The sequence below is a fragment of the Nocardiopsis ganjiahuensis DSM 45031 genome (assembly GCF_000341085.1).
Taxonomy (GTDB): Bacteria; Actinomycetota; Actinomycetes; order Streptosporangiales; family Streptosporangiaceae; genus Nocardiopsis; species Nocardiopsis ganjiahuensis.
This window is the reverse complement of record NZ_ANBA01000003.1, coordinates 21,159-46,894: the sequence shown is the minus strand read 5'-3', so window position 1 is coordinate 46,894 and position 25,736 is coordinate 21,159. Positions and strand designations below refer to the sequence as shown.

At 71.6% G+C, this 25,736-nt stretch carries 22 protein-coding genes; 17 read left to right on the top strand and 5 right to left on the bottom strand.

What is annotated here, in order from left to right:
• The first annotated feature begins 158 nt into the window (after positions 1-158).
• From tsaE to D458_RS0103885, 6 genes are all read left to right on the top strand, one after another.
• Positions 159-671 carry a tRNA (adenosine(37)-N6)-threonylcarbamoyltransferase complex ATPase subunit type 1 TsaE gene (gene tsaE, locus D458_RS0103910; RefSeq protein ID WP_017585421.1) on the top strand — a complete coding sequence of 171 codons (513 nt, stop codon included), beginning with the start codon at positions 159-161 and terminating at the stop codon, positions 669-671.
• Between the two features lie 10 nt (positions 672-681).
• Positions 682-1,368: a tRNA (adenosine(37)-N6)-threonylcarbamoyltransferase complex dimerization subunit type 1 TsaB gene (gene tsaB / locus D458_RS0103905; protein ID WP_017585420.1), complete on the top strand. Its 687-nt coding sequence runs from the start codon at positions 682-684 to the stop codon at positions 1,366-1,368.
• A gap of 23 nt (positions 1,369-1,391) precedes the next feature.
• On the top strand, positions 1,392-1,877 hold the full coding sequence (gene rimI, locus D458_RS0103900) for a ribosomal protein S18-alanine N-acetyltransferase (RefSeq protein ID WP_051049583.1): 486 nt from the start codon (positions 1,392-1,394) through the stop codon (positions 1,875-1,877).
• Positions 1,870-2,901 (top strand): tRNA (adenosine(37)-N6)-threonylcarbamoyltransferase complex transferase subunit TsaD, encoded by a 1,032-nt coding sequence (gene tsaD / locus D458_RS0103895; RefSeq protein WP_017585418.1) that lies wholly within the window; start codon positions 1,870-1,872, stop codon positions 2,899-2,901. The genes rimI and tsaD overlap by 8 nt, the downstream gene beginning before the upstream one ends.
• 229 nt (positions 2,902-3,130) lie before the next feature.
• A complete protein-coding gene (locus D458_RS0103890; protein ID WP_017585417.1) occupies positions 3,131-3,871 on the top strand; it encodes an ArsR/SmtB family transcription factor in 741 nt (246 codons plus the stop codon).
• Between the two features lie 75 nt (positions 3,872-3,946).
• Positions 3,947-4,903 carry a zinc-binding dehydrogenase gene (locus D458_RS0103885; RefSeq protein ID WP_017585416.1) on the top strand — a complete coding sequence of 319 codons (957 nt, stop codon included), beginning with the start codon at positions 3,947-3,949 and terminating at the stop codon, positions 4,901-4,903.
• Between the two features lie 91 nt (positions 4,904-4,994).
• Here the strand turns inward: D458_RS0103885 and D458_RS0103880 are convergent, their stop codons facing one another.
• The gene (locus D458_RS0103880) at positions 4,995-7,145 is read right to left on the bottom strand and encodes a coiled-coil domain-containing protein (RefSeq protein ID WP_017585415.1); all 2,151 of its coding nucleotides are present in this window, start codon (positions 7,143-7,145) and stop codon (positions 4,995-4,997) included.
• Between the two features lie 383 nt (positions 7,146-7,528).
• Positions 7,529-8,803, bottom strand: a complete 1,275-nt coding sequence (locus tag D458_RS0103875; RefSeq protein WP_017585414.1) for a class I SAM-dependent methyltransferase — start codon at positions 8,801-8,803, stop codon at positions 7,529-7,531.
• Between the two features lie 228 nt (positions 8,804-9,031).
• Between D458_RS0103875 and groES the strand changes: the two genes are divergently transcribed.
• The 6 genes from groES to D458_RS0103845 all read left to right on the top strand — a co-directional run bounded on the left by groES (position 9,032) and on the right by D458_RS0103845 (position 15,961).
• Positions 9,032-9,340 carry a co-chaperone GroES gene (gene groES / locus D458_RS0103870; protein WP_017582507.1) on the top strand — a complete coding sequence of 103 codons (309 nt, stop codon included), beginning with the start codon at positions 9,032-9,034 and terminating at the stop codon, positions 9,338-9,340.
• Between the two features lie 103 nt (positions 9,341-9,443).
• Positions 9,444-11,048 carry a chaperonin GroEL gene (gene groL / locus D458_RS0103865; protein WP_017585413.1) on the top strand — a complete coding sequence of 535 codons (1,605 nt, stop codon included), beginning with the start codon at positions 9,444-9,446 and terminating at the stop codon, positions 11,046-11,048.
• 206 nt (positions 11,049-11,254) lie between these two features.
• Entirely contained in the window at positions 11,255-11,905 is a 651-nt protein-coding gene (locus D458_RS0103860) for a sigma-70 family RNA polymerase sigma factor (protein WP_083936229.1), read from the top strand.
• A gap of 240 nt (positions 11,906-12,145) precedes the next feature.
• Positions 12,146-13,636 (top strand): IMP dehydrogenase, encoded by a 1,491-nt coding sequence (gene guaB / locus D458_RS0103855; protein WP_017585411.1) that lies wholly within the window; start codon positions 12,146-12,148, stop codon positions 13,634-13,636.
• A 150-nt stretch (positions 13,637-13,786) separates the two neighbouring features.
• Positions 13,787-14,893, top strand: coding sequence for a GuaB3 family IMP dehydrogenase-related protein (locus D458_RS0103850; RefSeq protein ID WP_017585410.1), 1,107 nt, complete (start codon positions 13,787-13,789; stop codon positions 14,891-14,893).
• A 192-nt stretch (positions 14,894-15,085) separates the two neighbouring features.
• Entirely contained in the window at positions 15,086-15,961 is an 876-nt protein-coding gene (locus tag D458_RS0103845; RefSeq protein WP_026118978.1) for a lytic transglycosylase domain-containing protein, read from the top strand.
• A gap of 129 nt (positions 15,962-16,090) precedes the next feature.
• On the opposite strand, the gene D458_RS0103840 is transcribed toward D458_RS0103845, so the two are convergent.
• Together D458_RS0103840 and D458_RS37835 are read right to left on the bottom strand one after the other, a co-directional pair.
• Positions 16,091-16,474 carry a SpoIIAA family protein gene (locus tag D458_RS0103840; protein ID WP_017585408.1) on the bottom strand — a complete coding sequence of 128 codons (384 nt, stop codon included), beginning with the start codon at positions 16,472-16,474 and terminating at the stop codon, positions 16,091-16,093.
• Between the two features lie 52 nt (positions 16,475-16,526).
• Positions 16,527-16,649 (bottom strand): hypothetical protein, encoded by a 123-nt coding sequence (locus D458_RS37835; protein ID WP_017585407.1) that lies wholly within the window; start codon positions 16,647-16,649, stop codon positions 16,527-16,529.
• A 346-nt stretch (positions 16,650-16,995) separates the two neighbouring features.
• On the opposite strand from D458_RS37835, the gene glpD reads away from it, so the two are divergent.
• The 5 genes from glpD (at position 16,996) to D458_RS0103810 (ending at position 24,471) form a co-directional block, all read left to right on the top strand.
• On the top strand, positions 16,996-18,729 hold the full coding sequence (gene glpD / locus D458_RS0103830; protein WP_017585406.1) for a glycerol-3-phosphate dehydrogenase: 1,734 nt from the start codon (positions 16,996-16,998) through the stop codon (positions 18,727-18,729).
• Between the two features lie 141 nt (positions 18,730-18,870).
• Positions 18,871-19,578, top strand: a complete 708-nt coding sequence (locus D458_RS0103825) for a response regulator transcription factor (RefSeq protein WP_017585405.1) — start codon at positions 18,871-18,873, stop codon at positions 19,576-19,578.
• 52 nt (positions 19,579-19,630) lie between these two features.
• Positions 19,631-21,049, top strand: coding sequence for a sensor histidine kinase (locus D458_RS0103820; RefSeq protein ID WP_017585404.1), 1,419 nt, complete (start codon positions 19,631-19,633; stop codon positions 21,047-21,049).
• A 154-nt stretch (positions 21,050-21,203) separates the two neighbouring features.
• Complete coding sequence (locus tag D458_RS0103815) at positions 21,204-21,896, top strand: TetR/AcrR family transcriptional regulator (RefSeq protein ID WP_026118977.1); 693 nt, start codon at positions 21,204-21,206, stop codon at positions 21,894-21,896.
• Between the two features lie 37 nt (positions 21,897-21,933).
• The gene (locus tag D458_RS0103810) at positions 21,934-24,471 is read left to right on the top strand and encodes an MMPL family transporter (RefSeq protein ID WP_017585402.1); all 2,538 of its coding nucleotides are present in this window, start codon (positions 21,934-21,936) and stop codon (positions 24,469-24,471) included.
• 108 nt (positions 24,472-24,579) lie between these two features.
• Here the strand turns inward: D458_RS0103810 and D458_RS0103805 are convergent, their stop codons facing one another.
• On the bottom strand, positions 24,580-25,617 hold the full coding sequence (locus tag D458_RS0103805) for a TAXI family TRAP transporter solute-binding subunit (RefSeq protein WP_017585401.1): 1,038 nt from the start codon (positions 25,615-25,617) through the stop codon (positions 24,580-24,582).
• Between the last annotated feature and the right edge of the window lie 119 nt (positions 25,618-25,736).

The window sequence follows — 25,736 nt, the reverse complement described above, 5'->3', positions numbered from 1 at the left end:
CTCCCCGATATCGGTCACGAACCTCCTCCACCCCGCCTAACCTGGGTGAAGAGGTACCTTCGGCGCGCTCGTGCGCCGACCGGAGCGCCTTCGGCACTCGACCGGACCCGACCTCGGTCCCCACCGGACCGCCACACAGAGAAGCACTTGCGAGAGTGATGACAGACACCACAGCCACCACCACAGGCGCGTCCCGCGTCCGAGCGGTCACCGCCGCGACGGACGAGGACATGCGCGTTCTGGGCCGTGACCTCGCCGCCCTCTCCCGCCCCGGAGACCTGCTCATCCTCTCCGGGCCGCTGGGCGCGGGCAAGACCACCTTCACCCAGGGCCTCGGACAGGGCCTGGGCGTGCGCGGATCGGTCACCTCGCCCACGTTCGTCATCTCCCGGATCCACCCCTCCCTGACCGGCGGCCCCGCCCTCGTGCACGTGGACGCCTACCGGCTCGGCGGCTCCGACGAGATCGACGACATCGACCTGGACATGACCCTCGCCGAGTCCGTCACCGTCGTCGAGTGGGGCGAGGGCGTGGCCGAGGGCCTGGCCGACGACCGGCTGGAGATCCGGATCGAACGCCACCCGGACGACACCCGAACCGTCCACCTGCGCCCGGTCGGCGCCCGGTGGGCAGACATCGACCTGCCCGGCACCGCCGCCGGGAACGGATAGGCGGACCACCGTGCTGCTCCTGGCCTTCGACACAGCGACCCCCGCGGTCACCGCCGCCATCGGCGAGACCACCCCTGACGGCGCCTTCACACTGCGCGCCGGCGCGAGTTCGGTGGACGCCCGACGCCACGGCGAACTCCTCACACCCACCATCCAGGACCTGCTCACCGAGTCCGGTCTGGTCCTGGGCGACCTCGACCACATCGCGGTCGGCATCGGCCCCGGCCCCTACACCGGCCTGCGGGTCGGCCTGGCCACCGGCCACGCCCTCGCCGACGCCCTGGGCATCCCCTGCCACGGGGTCACCACCCTGGACACGCTGGCCTTCGCGACCAAGCGGACCGGGCCCTTCCTGGGCCTGACCGACGCCCGCCGCAAGGAGGTGTTCTGGGCGCGCTACGACGACCACCTCACCCGTGTGGGCGAGGTCCGTGTCGACCGGCCCGCCGAGATCGACACCGAAGGGCTGCCGCTGATCGGCGACGGCGCCCGGATGTACGCCGAGGCGCTGGGCGTCGACGGGCAGGGGGCCGAGGCGCTGGAACCGCTCCTTCCGGACGCGGCCGCCATGGCCGAACTCGCCCTGCGGCGCCTGCACGCCGGCCTGCCCCTGCCCGAACCCGCCCCCCTCTACCTGCGCCGCCCCGACGCGGTCGAGCCCGGCGCCCCGAAGAAGGTTCGACAGTGGGTGAAGTGACCACGCAGGTACGCCTGCGCCGGATGACCACCGAAGACGTCCCGGCCGTCATGGACCTGGAACGCGCCCTGTTCCCGCTCGACGCGTGGAGCGAGGGCATGCTCCGCGACGAGCTCGCCGAGACCGCCACCCGGCACTACGTGGTGGCCGAGGCCGGGAGCCCCGGTTCCGGTGACCTCGAAACCGGTTCCGGGGCCGGGCTCGTCGGCTACGCCGGGCTGCGCTTCGTCCCGCCCGAGGGCGACGTGCAGACCATGGCCGTCGCCGAGACCGCGTGGGGGAGGGGCATCGGCCGGGCGCTGCTCGCCGAACTCCTCGCCCTGGCCGAGGCGCGCGGTGTCACACACATGTTCCTGGAGGTGCGCTCGGACAACCCGCGCGCCCAGGACCTGTACACACGCTTCGGGTTCGAGGCGATCGGTGTGCGCCGCGGTTACTACAAGGGGGCGGACGCGATCGTCATGCGCCGCGTCGCGGAGAAGGCGATGGGGGAGGAAAACGATGAGTGAGCCGTTGATCCTGGGGATCGAGACGTCCTGCGACGAGACCGGCGTGGCACTGGTCCGCGGCTGTGAGCTGCTCGGTGACTCGGTGGCCTCCAGCGTCGACCAGCACGTGCGGTTCGGCGGCGTGGTGCCCGAGGTGGCCAGCCGCGCGCACCTGGAGGCCATGACACCCACCGTCCGCCGCGCCCTGGACGACGCCGGGGTGAAGCTCTCCGACGTCGACGCCGTCGCGGTCACCGCCGGGCCCGGCCTGGCCGGTGCGCTCCTGGTCGGCGTCTCCGCCGCCAAGGCCTACGCGATGGCGCTGGGCAAGCCGCTGTACGGGGTCAACCACCTGGTCGGGCACGTCGCCGTGGACCAGCTCGAGCACGGGCCCCTGCCCAAGCCCTCGATCGCCCTGCTCGTCTCCGGCGGCCACACCTCGCTGCTGCTGGTCAACGACCTGGCCACCGACGTGGTCTCCCTCGGTGACACCGTCGACGACGCCGCCGGCGAGGCCTACGACAAGGTCGCGCGGCTGCTGGAGCTGCCCTACCCGGGCGGTCCGCCCATCGACCAGGCTGCCCAGCGGGGCAACCCGAAGACGATCCGCTTCCCGCGCGGCAAGTGGGGCGACGGCACCTACGACTTCTCCTTCTCCGGACTGAAGACCGCCGTGGCCCGCCACGTGGAGGACTCCGAGCGCCGGGGCGACCCGCTGGTGGTGGCCGACATCGCCGCCGCCTTCCAGGAGTCGGTGGTGGACGTGCTCACCCGCAAGGCGGTCGACGCCTGCGTGGAGCACGGCGTGAGCACCCTGGTGATCAGCGGTGGAGTGGCGGCCAACTCGGCCCTGCGCGCGCTGGCCCAGCAGCGCTGCACCGAGGCCGGGATCGAACTGCGCGTCCCGCGGCCCCGCCTGTGCACGGACAACGGCGCGATGATCGCCGCCTTGGGCGCCGAGGTGGTCGCCGCGGGCCTGCCGCCGTCGGCACTGGACCTGGCCACGGACACCTCGCTCCCGGTGGAGTCCCCTCTGGCCGTGTAGCCGCACCGCCCTGCCTCCGGGCCCCGCCGATCCCTGGAATCCGACCCGGGCCGGCGGGGCCCTTCGTGTGTCCGGGAGAAGGCCGCACGGAGTCCGGGTGCCGGGGCGGTCCGCCCGCGGACCGTGCCGCTCGTGTGCTGTTCGGAGTACGTGTCGGGTGCCATGGGCAGCGACTCCGGGTACCCGGCGCTTCGGCGCCGGCCGAAGTGTCGACGGAGATAATGGGCTCATGGAAGCTGAGCGCGGGGTGCCCGGCCTGTCCCGAGTGGCGGGCCTGCTGGCGGATCCGACGAGGGCCCGGTTCTGCCTCGCCCTGTTGGACGGTCGGGCCTGGACCGCGGGGGAACTGGCCCGGCAGGCCGGGGTGGCGGCCTCCACGACGACCGAGCACCTCAACGCGTTGGTGGCGGGGGGACTGCTGGAGCAGGTGCGCCAGGGCCGTCACCGCTACGTGCGCCTGGCCTCACCGGAGGTCGCCGAACTCGTCGAGCGGCTGGCGGCGCTGGCCCCGGGGCCGGAGCCCGTGCCGCGCTCGCTGAGGGCGCGCACCCGCCAGCACCGGTTGGCGCACGCCCGCACCTGTTACGACCATCTGGCGGGCCGCCTGGGCGTGGCCGTCACCGAGGCGATGATCGGCCGGGGCATCCTGGCCGACAGCCAAGGCCTGCACCTGACCCCGACGGGGTCGGCCTGGGTCGAGAGCGTGGGGCTGACCGTCGCACGGGGTACGCGCCGCCCGGCGGTGCGCCCCTGCCTGGACTGGACCGAGCGCCGCTTCCACCTGGCCGGGACGCTGGGGGCCGCGTTCTGCTCGCACGCCCTCACCGCTGGATGGATCACCCGGACGGCGACGCCCCGTGCGGTCGAGGTGACACCGCCGGGCCTGGAGGCCTTCGGGGAACTGCTCGGTATCACGGCGGGTGATCTGCGCGGGGCCGGTGCGGAGACAGTGCCCGGAACCCCCGTGTAGGCGGCCCCGCCCCAGGACGGGAACGCCTCGTGCCAGGCCTGGAACGGAACTCGGTTTCTGTGGTTGGCTGCGGGTATGTTCGCGATCACGGCAGCACGCATCTCGTTCGACGACCCCCTCTCCGGACTGGAGGCGGGTGAGCGCCCCGACCCCGAACCCCGTGAGGGGTGGACCACCGTCCGGGTCAAGGCGGCCTCGCTCAACCACCACGACCTCTGGAGCCTGCGCGGGGTCGGGCTGGGGGAGGACCGGCTCCCGATGATCCTGGGCGGGGACGCCGCCGGGATCGACGAGGACGGCAACGAGGTCATCGTCCACGGAGTGGTCACCGAGCCCGCCGAGCCAGGCCGCTCACCCCGCTTCTCCCTGCTCTCGGAGGTCCACGACGGCACCCTCGCCGAGAAGGTGCTGGTGCCCAGGGAGAACCTGCTCCCCAAGCCCCCCGAGCTCTCCTTCGAGGAGGCCGCCTGCCTGCCGACCGCCTGGCTCACCGCGTACAGCATGCTCTTCGGCAAGACCGACCTGCGCCCGGGCTCCACCGTCCTGGTGCAGGGCGCCGGGGGAGGGGTCTCGGCGGCGCTGATCACGCTGGCCGCACAGGTCGGCCACCGGGTGTACGTCACCAGCCGGAGCGAGGCCAAGCGGGCCCGGGCGCTGGAACTGGGCGCCTACGCGGCGGTGCCCTCCGGTGAACGCCTGCCCGAGCGGGTGGACGCGGTCTTCGACTCGGTCGGCCAGGCCACCTGGAAGCACTCGGTCCGCTCGCTCAAGCCCGGCGGCGCCATCATCACCTGCGGCGCCACCAGCGGCGACGCGCCCTCCGCCGAACTCACCCGGGTGTTCTTCCTCCAGCTGCGGGTGCTGGGTTCCACCATGGGCACCAAGGAGGAGCTGGTCGCCCTCACCGAGATGTGCGTGCGCACCGGCGTGCGCCCCCAGATCGACCGGGTGCTTCCCCTCGAGGACGCCCGCGAGGCCTTCCGGGCCATGGCCGCCGGAGAGCACTTCGGGAAGATCGTCCTCACCCCCTGACCCCCGGCGCCGGAAGGGGCCCGGAGCGCCGGGTCGGTTCGACCCTGGGCTCCGAGCCCCTCCTCACACGGACGGATCAGGCGGCGAGTGGTTACTCGTCGTCGTCATCGTCGTCGCGGCGGCGCTTCTTCTTGCCCTCCCGGCCCGGGCGCAGCAGCGCCTCGGCCAGGGCGAGCACCGTCTCCTCCAGTGAGGAGAACCGCTTGGTGATGTCGTCGTGCGAGTTCTCGACCGCCTCGGTGACGGTCTCCTCGAACTCGTGGCGGTCCGGGCGCTGCTTGAGCTCGCGGATGACCGGCTCGACCGCCGCGGTGACGTGCGAGTCGATCTCGTCGAGCTTGCCGGAGTGGTCCAGCAGGGGACGGTCCACCAGCTCGGTCAGACGGCGGTGCAGCTCGCTGACCTCCAGGGTCTGCGGCAGCTGGTTGAGGCGCTGGTTGAGCGCCTCCAGACGGTCGTCGATGGCCTCCATGCGGCCGTCGACCCCCTCGAAGTGGCCGCTGACGCCCTCGAACTGGCCCTCGACGCCGTTGACGCGGCCGTCGAGCCCGTCCAGGCGGCCGTTGAGGCCGTCGATCCGGCCGTCGACCCGGTCGATCTTGCCCTCGACGCTCTCGAAGCTCCCCTCGAAGTGGCCCTCGAAGGAGTCGAACCGGTCGGTGAGGCGGCCGAGCTCGTGGTCGACCTTGCCGGTGATCTGCGACAGGTGGTTGTCCACCTTGCCGTTGAGCCCCTCGCGGTGGCGCTCCAACCGCTCGTCGAGCGCGCTCCGGTGGCTCTCGGCCTGCTCGGTGAGGGCCTCGGTGAGCGTCTGGTGCCGCTCCTCGGCCTCGTTGGCGAGCTTGGCGTTGTCCTCCTGGACGAACGCGCGCAGCTCTGCGAGGTCCGCGGCGACCTTCTCGGCGTCCTCGGCGATGCGGGCGGAGAGGGCGTCGGTGCGTTCGGTCACGGACTCGCGCAGGCCGTCGGCGGTGGCCTCGGCGTGCTCGCGGGTCTCGGTGCGGCCCAGTTCGATCTGCTCGTCGAGCTCGGCCAGGCGCTGGCGCAGGTGCGAACGCAGGTCGTTCAGGGACTTCTCGTGGTTCTCCCGCAGCTTGGCGAGCGAACCGGTGACGTCGGCGACGGCGGCGGTGGCCTCGGCGTGGTTCTCCTCGGCCTGGGTGCTCAGGTGGCTGACGCTCTCGGTGACCTTGCCGGTGAGCGCCTCGTGGCGCTCCTCGGTGGTGCTTCCGAGGCCCTTCAGCTCCTGGGTGAGGGCTTCGTGGCGTTCGCCGGCGGCCGTGGCGAGGGCGCCCAGCTCCTCGGCCAGGGCCGTGGTGCGCTCGCCCAGTTCGCCGGTGTTCTCCTGGAGCTTGGCCAGCAGCGCCTCGTGCTGCTCGGCGGTGCGCTCCTCGACGAAGCCGCGCAGTTCGGCGGTGCGCTCCTCGAGGGAGGAGGTGAGGGAGGAGGTGACGCTCTCACCGATCCCGGTGCCGGCGGCCTCGAGGGCTTCGCGGTTCTCCTGCCCGGCCGTCCTGAGGGCCTCGCGGCTCTCCTCGACGGCGGCTTCGAGGGTCTCCCGGCTCCGGCCGATCGCCTCGGCCAGTTCGTCCTTGCCCTCGGCCAGGGTCGTGCGGACTGTGGCGGTCAGTTCCTCGTGGCGCTCGCCCTGAGCGGTGTCCAGCGCGGACAGCGAGGTGTCCAGGGCGGACAGCGAGGCCTCGATGGCCTCGGCGCGGCCGTTGAGGTTCTCCAGGGCCGCGTCCAGGGCGTCCAGGCGGGTCCCGACGGTCTCGCTCAGCGCGGAGACGCGTTCGCCGACGTCGGCGATCTGCTCCGCGGTCCGGTTGCCGGTCTCGGACATGCGCTGGAGGCGGGTGAGCGCGGTGTCCAGGTGCCCGGCGACGCGTTGGGTGTCGGCCCGCAGGGACGGCATGTCCGACAGCGGCTTGACCTGCTGTCCGACGACCTCTATGTGCTCGGCGAGGGCCTCGGCCCACTCCGGGGGCCGGGCGAGGAAGTCGTCGATCCGGCCGTCGACCGCGGTGATCGACTCGGCGAGTGAGGTGAGTTCCCGCTCGCGCAGCTCGCGGAGCAGCCACTCCATGCCCTCGAGGCGCTGGCGCATCTCCTCGCTGACGGCGCCCTGGGACTTCTGTTCGGAGACGTGCTCCTGGGCGGCCTGGGAGAGCAGGTCACGCATCCGGTCGGAGACACCGGCCTGACCTCCCCCGTTGAGGAAGTTGTGATTGGTCTGTTCCACCGAGGTGCTCCTTATGGTTCTGGCGCTCCCGTCCATGCCCGGCTCATCGGACGCTGGTCGGACAGGGAGGACGGGTTCTCGATGGTCCCCGGGTGGGCCCGGTCTCGCGCTGGTTGTGCCCCAATGTGATTGAAGCGTGACTCTGCGTATACACGAGGGGCGTGAGCCGAGTGCTGGCCGAACCGCGGAGCGGAGCAAACAAGCACGGCCTTCCGGGGGAACCCATGAGAAGGGAAAAGAATTCAGCGGCGTCAGTTTAACGACATCACCCGGTGTGACCCTAGGGGTCCGCGAAAGATATGGGTGTGGGAGATAACGATACGGTCTGCGCGGCCTGTCCGGAATGCCGTTCGGCCCACCGGAGGGCCGCCGCGGCGGCGGGTTCAGGGGGCCTCGGGCGCCCCGACCTCGCGGCACAGCAGGTAGAACGGCCTCTCCCCGATCCGGGTGAGGGCGATCGTCACCGATTCCGGCCCGGAGGCGCGCAGATCCCGTCGGAGCCTCTCGGTGTCCACCGCCGAACCGCGTTTCTTGATCGTTACCGTTCCGGCCTTGTGGGCGCGGACGGAGGAGCGCAGCCGCTTCAGGGAGAAGGGGGCGAACTCCACGACCTCCAGCACCCGCCACAGGGGCGAGCGCTCGGCCCGGTCCGAGGTGAAGTAGGCGATGCGCTCGTCCAGCAGGGCGCCGTCCACCCGCGCGGCGGCCTCCGCCACCAGGTGGGAGCGCACGACCGCCGGGTCCGGGTCGTACAGGTAGCGCCGGGCCGGAGCGACCGGGGCGGGCCCCAGGTCCGGCTCCGCGTCCAGGTGCGCGACCGAACCCTCGCTCGCGAGCAGGCCCGTGCGCTCGTGCAGCACCGTCGCGCGCCGCCGGGACCCCTCCGCGAGGGTTCCGAACCACAGCGCGGTCTCCTTCAGCTCGCCGTCCACCGAGATCCACTCGGCCGAGGCGGCGGGGGAGAGGACCTCGTGCGGGATACCGGGGGCCGCCTTCAGACAGGCCGCCTCCGCCTCCTCCGCCAGCCGGGTGGCCACGTCCCACGGCGGCGAGTAGGCGGCCGGGTCGAACACCCGGCCCCGCCCGCCCCGCCGGGCCGGGTCGCAGAACAGGAGGGGGTGGTCGCCCGCCCCGACCTCGTTCACGTCGCCCTCGCGCACCCGCGCGTGCCCGGACAGCCCCAGCGCGTCGATGTTGGCGCGGGCCACCGCCACGGTCAGCGGGTCGGCGTCCACGCCCTCCACCGGAACGCCGCGCCCGGCCAGGGCCAGCAGGTCGGCGCCGATCCCGCAGCACAGGTCGCCCGCGGCCGCGCCGCCTCCGGAGACCGCGTCGGGCAGGTGCCGCGCCGTCCGCTCCGCGCGGTACTCGGCCACGATCCGGCGGGTGGACTGCTCCAGGCCGTCGGGGGTGAAGAACATTCGCTCGGCGTTCCCGCCGAATTTGGCCCGTCCCCGTGCGCGTAGGCCAACCTGGGTCATGACCGCGTTGACCAGCTCCGCCACCGGGAGGCCGGGGTCGAGCGCGGCCACCCCCGGGTCCTCGCGCAGCCGCGAGGCGGTCGCCAACGGGTCCCGGGCCGCCGCCGAGGGGTCCACCCCCGCCAGGACCTCCCGTCCGGCGTCGGTGAGCAGCGCCGAAAAGGCGGGCACGCGCATGGAACCTCCTGCTGTGGGCACGACGGCGTGGTGGGCCCGCTCCCGTGACCAGGGCCCTCGCCACATTTCCATTCTGGCACTCTCGGGGGTAGAGTGCTAAACGCGACGAGGCCGGTCTGGCACCCGCGACGACAGGCCGCCGCGGTCGCCCCTTTTACGCAGTTGGACTGTGCCCTGAGCATGGGCCGACGTCAGTAACACCGATACTTTGAAGGGGGAGGTCACACCGTGTCGACCGCCACCAAGACCGTGCTGAAGCCGCTCGAGGACCGCGTCGTGGTCAAGACCCTGGAGGCCGAGCAGACCACCGCCTCCGGTCTGGTCATCCCGGACACGGCCAAGGAGAAGCCCCAGGAGGGCGAGATCCTGGCCGTGGGTCCCGGTCGCCTCGACGACAACGGCAAGCGCGTTGCCCTCGACGTGAACGTCGGTGACGTCGTTCTCTACAGCAAGTACGGCGGCACCGAGGTCAAGTACGACGGCCAGGAGTACCTCGTGCTCTCCGCCCGCGACCTCCTCGCGGTCGTCGAGAAGTAGTTCTCGGCGAAGAGCCATCAGCATCCCGCACCGGTCGGCCCTCGAAGCCGGGCGGGGCGGGATGTTCGTTTTTGACCCGAACCGTTAGAGGAAGCACTCACACATGCCGAAGATCCTTGAGTTCGAGGACGACGCCCGCCGTTCCCTCGAGCGGGGCGTCAACCGCCTCGCCGACGCCGTGAAGGTGACGCTCGGCCCGCGCGGCCGCAACGTCGTCATCGACAAGAAGTTCGGCGCCCCCACCATCACGAACGACGGCGTGACCGTCGCCCGTGAGATCGAGCTGGACGAGCCCTACGAGAACCTGGGCGCGCAGCTGGTCAAGGAGGTCGCCACCAAGACCAACGACGCCGCCGGTGACGGCACCACCACCGCCACGGTGCTGGCGCAGGCGCTGGTCCGCGAGGGCATCCGCAGCGTCGCCGCCGGCGCCTCGCCGATGTCCATGAAGAAGGGCATCGACGCCGCGGCCGCCAAGGTCTCCGAGATCCTGCTCAGCCGCGCCGTGCCGATCAAGGAGCGCGCGGACATCGCCTACGTGGCGACCAACTCCGCGCAGGACGCCCAGATCGGCGACCTGATCGCCGAGGCCTTCGACAAGGTCGGCAAGGACGGCGTCATCACGGTGGAGGAGTCCCCGACCTTCGGTCTGGAGCTCGACTTCACCGAGGGCCTGCAGTTCGACAAGGGCTACGTCTCGCCCTACTTCGTCACCGACGGGGACCGTCAGGAGGCCGTCCTCGAGGACGCCGTCATCCTGATCAGCCAGAGCAAGATCAGCAACCTGAACGAGCTGCTGCCGCTGCTCGAGCAGATCGTGCAGAACAAGAAGCCGCTGCTGATCATCGCCGAGGACATCGAGGGCGACGCCCTGGGCGCCCTGGTGCTGAACAAGATGCGCGGCACCCTCAACGTCGCCGCCGTCAAGGCGCCCGGCTTCGGTGAGCGCCGCAAGGCCATGCTCCAGGACATCGCCGTGCTGACCGGCGGCCAGGTCATCGCCGAGGAGGTCGGCCTGACCCTGGAGAACGCGGACCTGTCCGCGCTGGGCAGCGCCCGCCGCATCACCATCACCAAGGACACCACCACCGTCGTCGACGGTGGCGGCGAGCAGTCCGAGGTGGAGGACCGCGTTCGCCAGATCCGCAAGGAGATCGAGGCGAGCGACTCCGACTGGGACCGCGAGAAGCTCCAGGAGCGCCTGGCCAAGCTCGCGGGCGGCGTGTCGGTGCTGAGCGTCGGCGCGGCCACCGAGGTCGAGCTCAAGGAGAAGAAGCACCGTCTCGAGGACGCCATCTCGGCGACCCGCGCGGCCATCGAGGAGGGCATCGTCGCCGGTGGCGGCGCCTCCCTGGTGCACGCTTCGACCGCTCTGGACGACCTCGGCCTGACCGGCGACGAGGCCACCGGTGTGGCCATCGTCCGCCGCGCGCTGGTCGAGCCGGCCCGCTGGATCGCGGAGAACGCCGGTGCCGAGGGCTACGTGGTCACCCACCGCGTCTCCGAGATGGAGATCGGTCACGGCTACAACGCCGCCACCGGCACCTACGGGGACCTGACCGCCGAGGGCATCATCGACCCGGTCAAGGTCTCCCGTTCGGCCGTCCAGAACGCCGCCTCCATCGCGGGCATGCTGCTGACCACCGAGGTGCTGGTCGCGGACAAGCCCGAAGACGACGAGGACGGCGGTCACGGCCACGCGCACTAGCGCTGTCGGTCGGTACCGCGCGGTACCGCAGTACTGAGGCCGGGGGTGGGGCGATCCAGATCGCCCCACCCCCGGCCCACTACCACGGGAGAGCCGATTCACACTCTCAACTACGTACCGGTTTCGGGCTATTTTTCCAAAATGTAACCATTCCGTAGTTGCTGATTGGAGTGGTTGGGTCCCCGACTGCGGGCATCATTCCTAACGTGACGGATCCAGGCGCCCGGGGGGGCGTTACCGCGCAGCGGCCAGGTACGCCCGGAGGGCACGAAGAGGCGGACCCCGCTACGCGAGACACGGGGTTGAACCATCTGGGGTCGCTCGCCGTCCAGGGGGACGACGGGGCCTTGGACTCGCTGCTGCGCGAAATCAGACCCATGGTGGTGCGCTACTGCCGTACCCGCCTGGCCCGGGTCTCCGGGCTGGCGCACTACTCCGACGACGTGGCGCAGGAAGTGTGCATCGCCCTGCTCACGGCGATCCCCCGCTACGAGGACCGGGGCAGGCCCTTCGCCTCCTTCGTCTACGGCATCGCCGCGCACAAGGTCGCGGACACCCTGCGCGTGGCCGGTCGTACGGAGACGGTCCCCACCGACACCGTGCCCGAGCAGCCGGACGACGGCCCGGGCCCCGAGGAGTCGGCGGTACGCGTGATCGAGGCGCAGCGGGCCAGAGAACTCCTCGACGAACTACCCGAACAGCAGCGCAGGCTGCTGGTCATGCGGGTGATCACAGGACTCACAGCAGACGAGACGGGACATCTCCTTGGCATGTCGGCAGGAGCGGTACGGGTTGCCCAGCACCGAGCTATTGCTCGGCTTCGGAAGGTGGCCCTGGCGAACCGCGTCCTCCCATAGGCACGGCCGCGGCCCCCGCCCCGGGCGGCGCTCGTGCCCCGCGCGCCCCCGGCTCCGGGGCTACTGCCGTTACGCCCGGTGAACCGGTCGGCACCCGTACGGTGCCCTTGATCACTTCGTGACCGAGGTGACCGGGCGAACATCTCATTCCACCGGGGTGGCCGCCGGCGACAACCTAGGATGAGACGACACGCGGGGGCGATCCGCGCAGGTGTTGCCGGGAACAGCGGAGGTTGTGTCATGAGCCAGGACTACAGCGACTACGGGGACAAACTGCTTCCGCCGGGTCTGACCTACGACGACGTCCTGCTGGTACCGGCCTACTCGGACCTCCAGCCGGGCGAGGTGGACACCACCACCCAGCTCTCCCGCAACATCCGCCTCAGCATCCCGCTGCTCTCCGCCGCGATGGACACCGTCACCGAGGCCCGCATGGCCGTGGCGATGGCCCGCCAGGGCGGCGCCGGCGTGCTGCACCGCAACCTCTCCGCCGAGGACCAGGCCGGCCAGATCGACCTCGTGAAGCGCTCCGAGGCGGGCATGGTCACCGACCCGGTCACCTGTCACCCCGAGGACGACCTCGCCGAGGTGGAGCGCCTGTGCGCCCACTACCGCATCTCCGGTGTCCCGGTCACCGACGCCCAGGGCATCCTGGTCGGCATCGTCACCAACCGCGACATGCGCTTCGAGAACGACCGCACCCGGCTGGTCCGCGACGTCATGACCACCGAGAACCTGGTCACCGCCCCCGTCGGCGTCAGCCGCGAGCAGGCCTTCGAGCTGCTGCGCAGCCACAAGGTCGAGAAGCTGCCCCTGGTCGACGGACAGAACCGCCTGCGCGGCCTGATCACCGTCAAGGACTTCATCAAGAGCGAGCAGTTCCCCGACGCCACCAAGGACGCCGACGGCCGTCTCGTGGTCGGCGGCGCGGTCGGTGTGGGCACCGAGGCCGAGGAGCGCGCCAAGCTGCTCATCGACGCCGGGGTGGACTTCATCGTCGTCGACACCGCGCACGGTCACTCCGCCGGGCTCGCCGACATGGTCGCCAAGCTCAAGGCCAACTCCCGGGCCGACGTCGTGGCGGGCAACGTCGCCACCCGCGCCGGTGCCCAGCTGCTCATCGACGCCGGTGCGGACGCCGTGAAGGTCGGCGTGGGACCGGGCTCGATCTGCACCACCCGCGTCGTCGCCGGCGTGGGCGCCCCGCAGATCACCGCGATCCTCGAGGCCGGCCTGGCCTGCGGCCCCGCGGGCATCCCGCTGATCGCCGACGGCGGACTCCAGTACTCCGGTGAGATCGCCAAGGCCGTCGTCGCCGGCGCCAGCACCGTCATGCTCGGCAGCCTCCTCGCCGGTGTCGAGGAGAGCCCGGGCGACCTGATCTTCATCAACGGGAAGCAGTTCAAGGCCTACCGCGGCATGGGCTCGCTGGGCGCGATGCGCGGCCGCTCCTTCTCCAAGGACCGCTACGCCCAGGCCGACGTCTCCTCCGAGGACAAGCTCGTCCCCGAGGGCATCGAGGGCCAGGTGCCGTTCCGCGGCCCGCTCTCCGCCGTGGCCCACCAGCTGGTCGGCGGCCTGCACCAGTCCATGTGGTACGCGGGCAGCCGCACCGTGCCGGAGCTGCGCGAACGCGGTCAGCTGATGCGCATCACCAGCGCCGGTCTGCGCGAGAGCCACCCGCACGACATCAAGATGACGGTGGAAGCGCCGAACTACAACGCGCGCTAGCGCGCCGGCGCCCGGCCGTGACCCGCGCCGGCGCCAGGAGGACGGCACCACCGACGGCCGGACCGCGGGCCGTTAGACTCGTGTCCGCGGTCTTGTGCCGGTCGACCGACCGGCGCCGCACGTCAGAGGGGAATCGAAGAGTTGGCTCAGGTGGAGATCGGGCTGGGCAAGAACGGGCGTCGTGCCTACGAACTCGATGAGATCGGGATCGTGCCCGCGCGACGGACCCGCGACCCGGAGGAGGTGTCGATCGCCTGGCAGATCGACGCCTACCGGTTCGAGACGCCCCTGGTGGTCAGCCCCATGGACAGTGTCGCCTCGCCCAAGACCGTCGTCGCGGTCGGTGAGCAGGGCGGTCTCGGCGTCCTGGACCTCGAGGGTCTGTGGACCCGCTACGAGGACCCGGAGCCGCTGCTCCAGGAGATTCGCGAACTCGACGAGGTCGCCGCGACCAAGCGTCTCCAGGAGATCTACGCGGCGCCGATCCAGGAGGAGCTGATCGGCCGCCGGATCGAGGAGATCCGTGACGCCGGCCTGGTCACGGCCGCGCGGCTGTCGCCGCAGCGCACCGCCCAGTACCACAAGGCGGTCGTGGACGCGGGGGTCGACATCTTCGTCATCCGCGGCACCACGGTCTCGGCCGAGCACGTGTCCGGGCGGGCCGAACCGCTCAACCTCAAGCAGTTCATCTACGACCTCGACGTGCCCGTGGTGGTCGGCGGCTGCGCCACCTACACCGCGGCCCTGCACCTGATGCGCACCGGTGCCGCCGGCGTCCTGGTCGGGTTCGGCGGCGGTTCGGGCCACACCACCCGCTCCGTGCTGGGTGTGGCCGTTCCGATGGCCAGTGCCATCGGCGACGTGTCCGCGGCCCGCCGGGACTACCTCGACGAGTCCGGCGGCCGTTACGTGCACGTCATCGCCGACGGCGGCATGACCGGCAGCGGTGACATCGCCAAGGCCCTGGCCTGCGGTGCCGACGCCGTCATGGTCGGCTCGCCGCTGGCCCGCGCCACCGAGGCGCCCGGCGGCGGCTACCACTGGGGCAGCGAGGCCCACCACAACGAGCTGCCGCGCGGCGAGCGGGTCGAGGTGGGCACGATCGGCGACCTCAAGTCGATCCTGCACGGCCCGGCCTCCAGCAGCGACGGCTCGATGAACCTCATGGGTGCCCTGCGCCGGACCATGGCCACCTCGGGTTACACCGACCTGAAGGAGTTCCAGCGGGTCGAGGTCGTGGTGAACCCGCACCATTGATGCAGAACCCTTCGACGCCCGAACGGTAACCCCCTTGGGTTGAGACAGGCACAAATGGCGAAGGGCGCCCCGGTCGACCGGGGCGCCCTTCGTGTTGCCTGTGGCCCGTGCGACCGGGTGACGACGGTGTGCGACTATGGGGCGTGTTTTGTTGTCCCGTTACTTGACGGTGACTTTCTCTTGGAGGACTGCATGGGTGACAGCGTGTCCGGTGCCGGTGGGCACCGTCGGCGTCGCCGACGCGGACCGGTGATCGCGGTCAGCCTGACCCTGGTCGTGTGCCTGCTGGTGACGGCGGGGGTCGTGGTCCTGGTCGGTCAGGTGTCCAGTGCGCTCAACGACTGGGAGCCGCCGAGCTCCGCCGCCGCGGCCCCCTCGGACGGGACGATCGCCACCCCGCCGCACGACGAGCTCACCGGGCCGCCCGCGCAGAGCGGGGTCACCCCTCGGGAGACCGACCCGGCCGAGGCCGCCGCGGGCGCGGACGAGCAGTCCCGGCCCGCGGGGGCGCTCCGGCCGAGCGACGAGTGGCTCGACGAGGTCTCGGAGAGCAGCGGAGTGCCGCGCCGGGCCCTGGAGGGCTACGCCAGCGCCCAGCTGGTGGTCGACGCGGACGACCCCGGGTGCCGGCTGTCGTGGCCGACGCTCGCGGGTATCGGGTACGTGGAGACCCGTCACGGCACCTACGCGGGCGGTGAGCTCGGCGAGGACGGCAGCACGACCGTGGACATCATCGGCATCCCGCTGGACGGCACCAACAACACCCGGGCCATCCCGGACACCGACGGCGGTGAGCTGGACGGCGACACCGAGTGGGACCGGGCGGTCGGTCCGATGCAGTTCATCCCGGGCACGTGGGCCCAGTGGGGCGAGTCCCTGGAGGGCGGCACCCCGGACCCGCACAACATCGACGACGCGGCGCTGTCCGCCGCCCGCTACCTGTGCTCCGACAGCCGCGACCTGACCGCGGCGCAGGACTGGGAGGCGGCGATCCTGACGTACAACCGCTCCGCGACCTACGTCAGCGACGTCCTGGCCTACGCGCACGCCTACGCCGACGCGTCCTGAACCCCCGCCCGGGGACGGGCCCCCTCCGGAGGGCCGGCCTCCGGGCCGGGGGCGGTCCCTGCCCGCCTGCCCGAGGAGGGTGCCCTCATGCGGTCGGAGAGCGCCCGGGCGGCGGCCGTCCCCGGGGCGCTACCCCGGGTCCTCGTCAAGGACGCCGGAGGCGTTCACCCAGGCCCAGGCGGAGTCCTCCTGATCGAGCTCGAAGAAGCGGAGGTCCATGTCGACGAACGCGTCCGCCACGGAGGTGAGAGAACCTATCGCGCGCGCGTCCCCCACCAACGCGTAGCGTTCGATACCGGGAAAGTGCTCGCGGGCGAGCCTCAGCCGTTCCCCCAACGTCGGGTTCTCGGTGGTCGGCCAGTCCCGGATCCGTATCAGGAGGCGCACCGCCTGGTACTGATCGATGGCGGGACGCACCTCTGCGAGGAGTTCCCTGAAGGAGTCCTCGGAGACCGTACCCCCGACCTCGAATCCGAGTACGTTCTCGTGACTGGGTTCCAACCGCTCGTACATGGTGCTCCCAACTCTGGACTCCGGTGATCCCGCCGGCGAACCGCCGGGCGCCTCAAGCCTCCACCCGCACCCGGGCGAGGTCCTCGCCGTCGGGCGGGAAGTGTTCGATGTCGGTACCGGTGAGCTTGTCCGCCGTTCTGACCAGCCGCTCCAGTCCTCTGTACTCACCGACCACCGCCAGGCGTTCGATGTCGCCCGGGCGGTCCTCGACGAAGCGGAACCGGTCGTCGTTCGCGGAGATCTCGCTGTCCGGAACTCCTCGTTGGCTACCCGTTCGCGAACGTCCTCAAGCCCTCTGACGCGGCTGCCCGACCTGTCTCCTGTGCGCGAGGGCCGCGGCCGCGACCGCCCTCGTCCTCGTGGCCTTGGGCGTGCGGCGGAAGCGGTGAGGAAGGGTATGGAGGTAAATCGGCGGTATCGCGTGTGGCAACACACCCGGTCGTCGGCCCCCGGTTAGCCTGAGGCCCCACCGGACCGGGTATGCGCCTTGGTGGGACACCGATCGAGAGGGAGGACCACCAATGGCGACCACCTGGCTGGGGCCGAAGGGGCGCACCGAGGCGCTCGCGTCGATGGCCGACGAGGAACTCGACGTGCTCGTGGTGGGCGGCGGGATCGTCGGGGCGGGCATCGCTCTGGACGCGGTCTCGCGCGGGCTCTCCACGGGGCTGATCGAGGCGCGCGACTTCGCCTCGGGAACTTCCAGCAGGTCCAGCAAACTGATCCACGGCGGGCTGCGCTACCTGGAGCAGTTCGACTTCGAACTCGTCCGCGAGGCTCTTCACGAGCGCGGACTCCTGCTCACCACCATCGCTCCGCACCTGGTCCGCCCGGTGCCGTTCCTCTTCCCCTTCGAGCACCACTGGGAGCGGTTCTACATCGGCGCGGGCGTCACCCTGTACGACACCCTGGCGCTCACCTCGCGCAACAACCGCGGGCTGCCCTCGCACCGGCACCTGTCCAGGTCCGGGGCGCTCAAGGTGTTCCCGGCGCTCAAGCGCAGCGCGCTGGCCGGGGCGGTCCAGTACTGGGACTGCCAGGTCGACGACGCCCGCCTGGTCACCACCGTTCTGCGCACCGCCGCCGGGCTCGGCGCCAACATCGCCTCCCGGGTCCAGGCCGTGGAGTTCCTGCGCGAGGGCGAGCACGTGGTCGGCGCGACCGCCGCCGACCTGGAGACGGGGGAGAGGAAGCGGATCCGGGCCCGGCAGGTGGTCAACGCCGCCGGGGTGTGGACCGACGACATCCAGGAGATGGTGGGCGGCCGCGGGCAGATCCACGTGAGCGCGTCCAAGGGCGTGCACCTGGTGGTGCCCCGGGACCGCATCCAGGCCTCCTCCGGGATGATCCTGCAGACCGAGAAGAGCGTGCTGTTCGTGATCCCGTGGGGACGCCACTGGATCATCGGCACCACCGACACCCCCTGGGACCTGGACAAGGAGAACCCGGCGGCGAGCCGGGCCGACATCGACTACGTCCTGGACCACGTCAACCAGGTGCTGCGCACGCCCCTGGGCCGCGACGACGTGGAGGGCGTCTACGCCGGGCTGCGGCCACTGCTGTCGGGGGAGTCCGAGGAGACCTCGAAGCTGTCCCGCGAGCACACGGTCGCCCACCCGGTGCCCGGGCTGGTGCTGATCGCGGGCGGCAAGTACACCACCTACCGGGTCATGGCCAAGGACGCGGTGGACGCGGTGGCGCACGGGCTGGGCGGGGCGATCCCGAACTCGGTCACCGACAAGCTCCCCCTGGTGGGCGCGGACGGCTACGCCGCGCTGTACAACCAGCGGCACCGGCTGGCCCGCGACTCGGGGCTGCACGTCTCCCGCATCACGCACCTGCTGCGCCGGTTCGGCTCCGGGGTGCACGACGTGCTGGACCTGATCAGGGAGCGGCCCGACCTGGGGCAGCCGCTGGCGGGCGGCGAGGACTACCTGAGGGCGGAGGTCGTCTACGCGGTGGAGGCGGAGGGCGCCCGCCACCTGGAGGACGTCCTGTCCCGGCGGACCCGGATCGCCTTCGAGACCTGGGACCGGGGGATCGCCGCGGCCGAGTCGGCGGCCGAGCTCATGGCCGGGCCCCTGGGCTGGAACAAGAAGCAGGTCGAGCGCGAGGTGGAGTACTACCGCAAGGGCATCGAGGCCGAACGCGCGGCCCAGGAGCAGGACACCGACCAGGAGGCCGACGCCGTCCAGCACGGCGCCCCGGAGATCGTCCCGGACCTGCACGTGGGCAAACCGGGGAGCCGCCCCTGAACGGGGGTCCCGAGAGGGGTGCGACCGTGCGGGGCCGTGTCGTCACCGAGCGCTATCGGTGCCGTTGTGGCCCGGAGCACACGGTCCGACTAGGGTGCGTGTTACCCCTCTGTTTCGCACACCCTCCGAAGGACCCCGGCCATGATCAAGGTGCTGCTCGTCGAGGACGACGTCCGGCTCGCTGACGCCCTCGCCGGTGCGCTCGAGGCGCACGGCTACGAGGTCGACCAGGTGCGGACCGCGGGGGGTGCCCTGGCCGCGCCCCCCGCGGACATCGTGCTGCTCGACCTCGGGCTGCCCGACATGGACGGCATCGAACTGTGCCGGCGGATCCGGGAGCGCCAGGACGTCGGGGACACCGCGATCATCATGGTCACGGCCCGGCGGCAGCAGCGCGAACGGATCCTCGGGCTGCGCTCCGGAGCCGACGACTACGTCGTCAAGCCCCTGGCCATCGAGGAGCTGTGCGCCCGCATGGAGGCGGTCCTGCGCCGCACCAGCAGGCGGATCGACACCGTCCTCGAGGCGGGGCCGCTGCGGGTGGACCTGACCACCCGGTCCGTGCTGTGCGCGGACCGGCCCGTCGAACTCACCCGCAAGGAGTTCGACCTACTCATCGTCCTGATGCGGGAAGCGGGAACGGTGGTCTCCCGGGAACACCTCCTGCTCCGGGTCTGGCACACCGCCTGGCCGGGCACCCTGCGCACGCTCGAAGTGCACATCGGCACCCTGCGCTCCAAGCTCGGCGCGCCCCGGCTCATCCGGACCGTCCGCGGGGTCGGCTACCGGCTGGTGACGGCCGAGCACACAGGAGCCGAGCCCGCCGGGGCCCCGGCCTCCCGCGCATGAGAGCGCCCGGCCGCCCCGGAGAGAGGTCTCCGGCAGCGGAAGGGGGCCGCTGATGCACAGGCGTGTGGTGACGGTGTACGTCACCCTGCTCGTCGCCGCATGCCTGGCGTTCGCCCTTCCCCTGTGCGGGAACATCGCCGCGCGGGGCACCTCCGACATGCTCCTCGACCGGATCAACGACACCGCGCGCTTCGCCGGACTGGCCGAACCCGGGGTGCTGTCCGGGGCCGAGGACACCCTGTCCGGCCTCACCAGCGAGCTCGCCGTCTACGAGCAGGTGTACGGGATCCCCGCCGTGGTGGTGAACCGCGACGGCGAGGTCGTGGCCTCCTCGAGCCCCGGCCTCGACCTCGCCGACCTGAACCCCTCCGGCTGGCCCGACAGCGACGAGGAGGTGCCGGGGCCGGTCCGCACCGCCCTGGCGGGCAACCGCATGGGCGCGGACAGCGTGGTCTGGCCCTGGCAGGACGAACCGCTCGTCGTCGCCGAACCCATCGGCAGCTCCGGCGAGGTGGTCGGAGTGGCCGTCACCGCCTCACCCACCGACGCCCTGCGCCGCGCCACCCTCGTGCAGTGGGCCGTGGCCCTGCTGGTGGTGGCCGCCCTGCTGGCTGCGGGCATCGCCGTGGCCGGGCCGCTCACCCGCTGGATCCTGCGCCCCATCGACGATCTCGACGAGGCCACCCGGGCGGTGAGCGGGGGCAGCCTGGACACCCGGGTGCGCACGGCCGCCGGGCCCGAGGAGCTGCGCAGGCTGGGGGAGTCCTTCAACCAGATGGCCGACACCATCACCTCCCTGCTGGAGAGCCAGCGCACCTTCGTGGCCTACGCGGGACACCAGGTGCGCAACCCCCTGGCGGCACTGCGCCTGCGGGTGGGCAGCCTGTCCCGGCACCTGGGGCCCGAGGGCGCACAGGAGCACCGGCTGGCCCTGGACGAGGTCGACCGGCTCACCCGGATCTGCGACAGCCTGCTCACCCTGGCCCAGGCCGAGGACGCCGAGCACTCCATGGTGTGGGAGGACGCCCGGGAGGTCGCCGAGCAGCGGGTGGCCGCCTGGCTCCCCATCGCCGAGCGCGCCCGCGCCGTCCTGCGCTGCTCGGGCGCCGAGGAGGCGACGGTGCGGTGCGTGGAGGGGACCCTGGACCAGGCCCTGGACGCGCTGATCGACAACGCGCTCAAGTTCGGCGGGGAGGGCGTGCGGATCTTCGTGCGCGTGGAGGAGCCGGTCCGGGACGAGAACGGCGGCGGCCACCTGGACGTGCACGTGGTGGACGACGGCCCCGGGCTCCCGGAGCACCAGCTCGACCAGGCGACCCGGCCCTTCTGGCGGGACGGCGGGGGCGACGGCTCCGGGCTCGGCCTGTCCATCGTGGTCACCCTGCTGGAACTCCAGGGGGCGGAGCTGTCCCTGACGCCCAGGGAGCCGAGCGGGATCGACGCGCGCCTGCGGCTCAGCCTGGCCGAGTGAGAGCCGGGGCCCCGGGACCGGGGGCGCAGGGGCCGGACCACCGGTGCCCGACCGGCGGGTTCCCCTTCCGCCGGTCTTCAGCTCGGGACGGGTGTGACCATGTGCACTCAGTGCGTCGTTGCACTAAGTGCACATACCTACCTAATCTGGTCCCATGGCAGATCAGCGGCGCCCGCCCGCGGTGGACCGGCGCGAGGCACTCAAGGCGCGGCACCGCCGTGCCATCGTCGACGCCGCCGCCGCGCTGATGACCGGGATCGGCGGCACCGACTTCACCGTCGACCAGCTCGCGGCACGGGCGGACGTCTCCCGGCGCACCGTCTTCAACCACTTCAAGACGATGGACGACATCATCCTCGAGGTGTTCCGCGAGATGCTGGGGGCCGTCCTCGACAACGTCGACTCCAACCTGGCCGCGTCCGGCGGCGAGACCTCGATGTTCGAACAGGTCTCCGCCGCACTGCGCGCCACCGACCTGGTCACCCCGATCACCGAGTTCGCCCGCATCTTCCAGACCGAGGACTGCGGCCCCGCCCAGCTCCTCGACGCCGGCGGGGAACTCAGCCCGCGCCAGGCCGTGCTCTTCGAACGCGCCATCGCCGACCTGGGCACCCGGATCGCGAGCACCACCCTGCGCCAGCACCCCTCGGCCGACCCACTGGAGGTCGAGCTGATGTGCGGTGCTCTCATCGGCGGTTCCCTGGCCGTGGTCCGCATCTGGGCCCGGACCACCGGGGGCGTCGACACCACCGACTCCCGTCGCGTCTGGGACGAACTGCTCGACCGCATGATCCGCACCTACCGCGACGGCTTCGGGGTCCAGGACCCCGGAACCACATCCTCCTGAGCACATCCGCCACACCCATCTCTCCTGCGGAAGAACCATGGCTGAACTTCTCTACAGACTCGGGCGTGCCTCAGCACGGCGCGCCCGCACCGTGATCGCGATCTGGCTGGCCCTGCTGGTGGCAGCCGGCAGCGCCTTCTTCCTCTTCTCCGGAGAGCTGGAGGACGGCTTCTCCATCCCCGGCACCGCCACCGACGAGGTGAACCAGCGCCTCAAGACCGAGTTCGACGGCATGGGCGGCGGTAACGGCACCATCGTCCTGCAGACCGAGGACGGCGCCGCCTTCACCGACGAACAACGGGAGGCCATCGCCGGGCTCGTCGAGGAGGCCTCCGAGGTCGACGGGGTCGAGGACACCGTCGACCCGTTCGCCACCCAGGAACAGCTCGACGAGGAGACCGGCCTCATCGAGGACGGGCGCGAGCAGATGGACGACGCCCGCGCCGAGCTCGAGTCCGGTCAGGACCAGCTGGACGAGGGCCGCGCCCAGGCCGAGGCCGCCGGGATGCTCGACCAGATGGAGGAGGGCCTCGACGCCCAGCAGGCCGAGATCGACGCGGGCCTGGAGACCCTGGAGGCCGAGGAGGAGCAGCTCGAACAGGGCGAGGCCATGCTGGAGATGGCCTCCGGGGTCGGCACCCTCTCCGAGGACGGATCGACGGCCCTGGTGATGGTCACCTTCACCGAGGCACAGGAGGAGGTCGCCCAGGAGACCCGCGACGCCGTCATCTCGGTCTTCGAGGACAACCCGGTGCCCGGCACCACCGTCGACTTCGCCGACGACATCGCCATGGAGCTGCCCAGCCTGGTCAGCAAGGCCGAGGTGATCGGCGTCGTCGTCGCCGGCGTCGTCCTGCTGGTCATGCTCGGCACCCTCATCGGAGCCGGACTGCCGATCCTCACCGCCCTCGTCGGCGTGGGCATCGCCACCCTGATCACCATGTCCCTGTCCGGCGTCCTCGCGATCGCCGACATCACCCCCATCCTGGGCCTCATGCTCGGCCTGGCCGTGGGTATCGACTACGCCCTGTTCATCGTCAACCGGCACCGCCGCCAGCTCAAGGAGGGCGTCGCCCTCAACGAGTCGGTGGGCCTGGCCAACGGGACGGCCGGCAACGCCGTGGTGTTCGCGGGTGCCACCGTGCTCATCGCCCTCCTGGGCCTGAACCTGACCGGTATCGGGTTCCTCGGCCTCATGGGCAGCGTCGGCGCCGTCGCCATCGCCATCGCCGTGTTCATCGCGGTGACCCTCATCCCGGCCCTGCTGGGACTCGTGGGCATGCGCATCCTGTCCAAGCGCGAACGCGCCCGCCTGGACAGCGCCGACGGCGCCCCCGCCGGTGGGACCGCCTCCGCCGGCGGACAGGCGCCCGGGAAGCAGGCCGAGGTCGAGCCGATGGGCAACGGCCGGGCCCTCGTGCGGGCCGCCGTCGCCGTCATCGTCCTCGGGGTCGTCGCCCTGCCCGCGCTCGACCTGCGCCAGGGGCTGCCGGACGGTTCCTCACAGCCGGTCGAGTCCACCCAGTACGCCGCCTACACCACCATCACCGACCAGTTCGGTGAGGGGCAGAACGGCCCGCTCCTGGTCACCGCCGACATCCCCGGCGGCCCCAGCGACGAAGAGGCCCAGGACAACGCCGAGCAGTACCAGTACGAGGTCGCCGACGCGATCTACGCGCTGGAGGACGTCGACGCCGTCGCGCCCATCGGTGTCTCCGACGACGGAACCCTGGCCATCTTCCAGGTCAAGCCCGTGGAGGGCCCCTCCAGCGAGTCCACCGAGGAACTCGTGCACACCCTGCGCGCCATGGAGCCCGTCCAGGGCGAGCCCCCGCTCGGCGTCGCCGGTATGGCCAGCGGCAACATCGACATCTCCGAGCAGATCGCCAGCGCCCTGCCGACCTACCTGACGGTGGTGGTGGGCCTGGCCCTGGTCATCCTGCTGCTGGTGTTCCGGTCGATCTTCGTGCCGGTCGTGGCCACGCTCGGATTCATCCTGTCCTACTTCGCCGCCCTCGGCGGTGTGGTCGCCGTCTACCAGTGGGGCTGGTTCAGCGGTCTCCTCGGGATGGGGAACCCGGGCCCGGTGCTGAGCTTCCTGCCCACGATCCTGGTCGGCATCCTGTTCGGCCTGGCCATGGACTACATGCTCTTCATCGGCACCGGCATGCGCGAGGCCTACGTGCACGGCGCCCCCGCCCGGCTCGCCGTGATGAAGGGCTTCCGGGCCGGGCGCTCGGTGGTCACCGCCGCCGCGATCATCATGATCTCGGTGTTCGGCGGGTTCATCTTCTCCGAGATGACGATGATCAGCTCGATCGGCTTCGCGCTCGCCTTCGGTGTCCTGCTCGACGCGTTCATGGTCCGCATGCTGCTCGTCCCCGCCGTGATGCACCTGGCGGGGGACGGCGCCTGGTGGCTGCCCAAGTGGCTGGACCGGATCCTGCCCGACATCGACGTCGAGGGCGCGAAGCTGGAGCGCGCCCACACCGGGGCCGCCACCGCCGCGGAGGAGCCCGCCGCGGACGCGCGGGAGACCGTCCCGTGGCCCGACGTCACCTCCGGTCGGAGCTGACCGGAGCGGCCGTCGGCCGACGCCGACCGGACGAACACCGGGGGCCCGGCGGGGCGCTCACGGCACACGGGTGCCGGGGTGCCCTGCCGGGCCCCCGCCGTGTCCGGGTCAGGGCGGCCCCGGGTCGGCGGCCGGCTCGTCGTAGGCGTACTTGACCGACCGGTAGTAGTCGGCGGCACCCGGATGCAGGGGCACCGGCAGGGTGGCGATCGCCGAACGCGGGTGCAGGTGCAGGGCCACCGGGTGGATGTCGACCAGGTCGGCCTGGGACTCGAAGAGCAGCCGGGTGAACTCCTCGGCCCGGCCCTCGGACATCCGGGTGTTGACCACCAGCAGGCTCGGCACCCCGATCGTGCGCACCGCCGGGACGCCCTCGTAGGTCCCGGCCGGGACGGGGAGTTCCGAGAAGTACTCCCCGTACGCGTCGACCAGGTCGGGGACGTGGTCGGCCAGGTCCAACAGCCGGATCGGGACCCGCTCGGCAAGGTCCCCGACCGCCTGCGTCGGCAGGCCGCCGGACCAGAAGAACGCGTCGATGCGCTCGTTCTCCAGCGCCAGCGCCGAGTTGCCGATGGACAGCTGGAGCCGCACCACCCCCGCGGGGTTCGCACCGGGGCCCTCACTCGCGGGGACCTCCTCCAACCCGGAGAGGTCCAGGAGCCGGTCGGCCATCATCTCGGTGCCCGAACCCATCGCGCCCACCGAGACCGTGCCCCCGGCGAGGTCGGAGACCTTCTCGTAGGGGGAGTCCGCCCGCACCACGACATGGGCGTGGTTGTCGTAGAGGCGGGCGACGGCCGAGACCGGCAGGGGCCGGTCGAAGGGCTCCTCACCGCTGACGGCCAGGGCGGCCACGTCGGCGAGGGTGAAGGCGGCGTCCAGCGAACCGTCGGCGACCAGCAGGTTGTTCTCCACGCTGGCGGCGGTGGTCAGGGCGGTGATCTCGGTGTCCTGCCTGGCCCCGGTGACCTCCGCCAGGCCCGCGCCGTAGACGTGGTAGACCCCGCCCGCGCCACCGGTGCCGATGGACAGCCGGAGCGGGGCCGGGTGCGGGGGGTACGCCCAGGTGAGTACTGCGACGGCGAGGGAGCCGGCGGCCAGGGTCCGTGTGACGGCCCAGAGACGATGAGGGGTGGACCACGCCATGGCCAAACGATACCAACGCGTACGGAACCTCAGAAGAGGCTCAAATCCGCTCCGCGGGGTTACGGGTTTCACCGAGGTGACCGTTACGTTGCTCACAACGACAGGGGTGAGCGCCACGG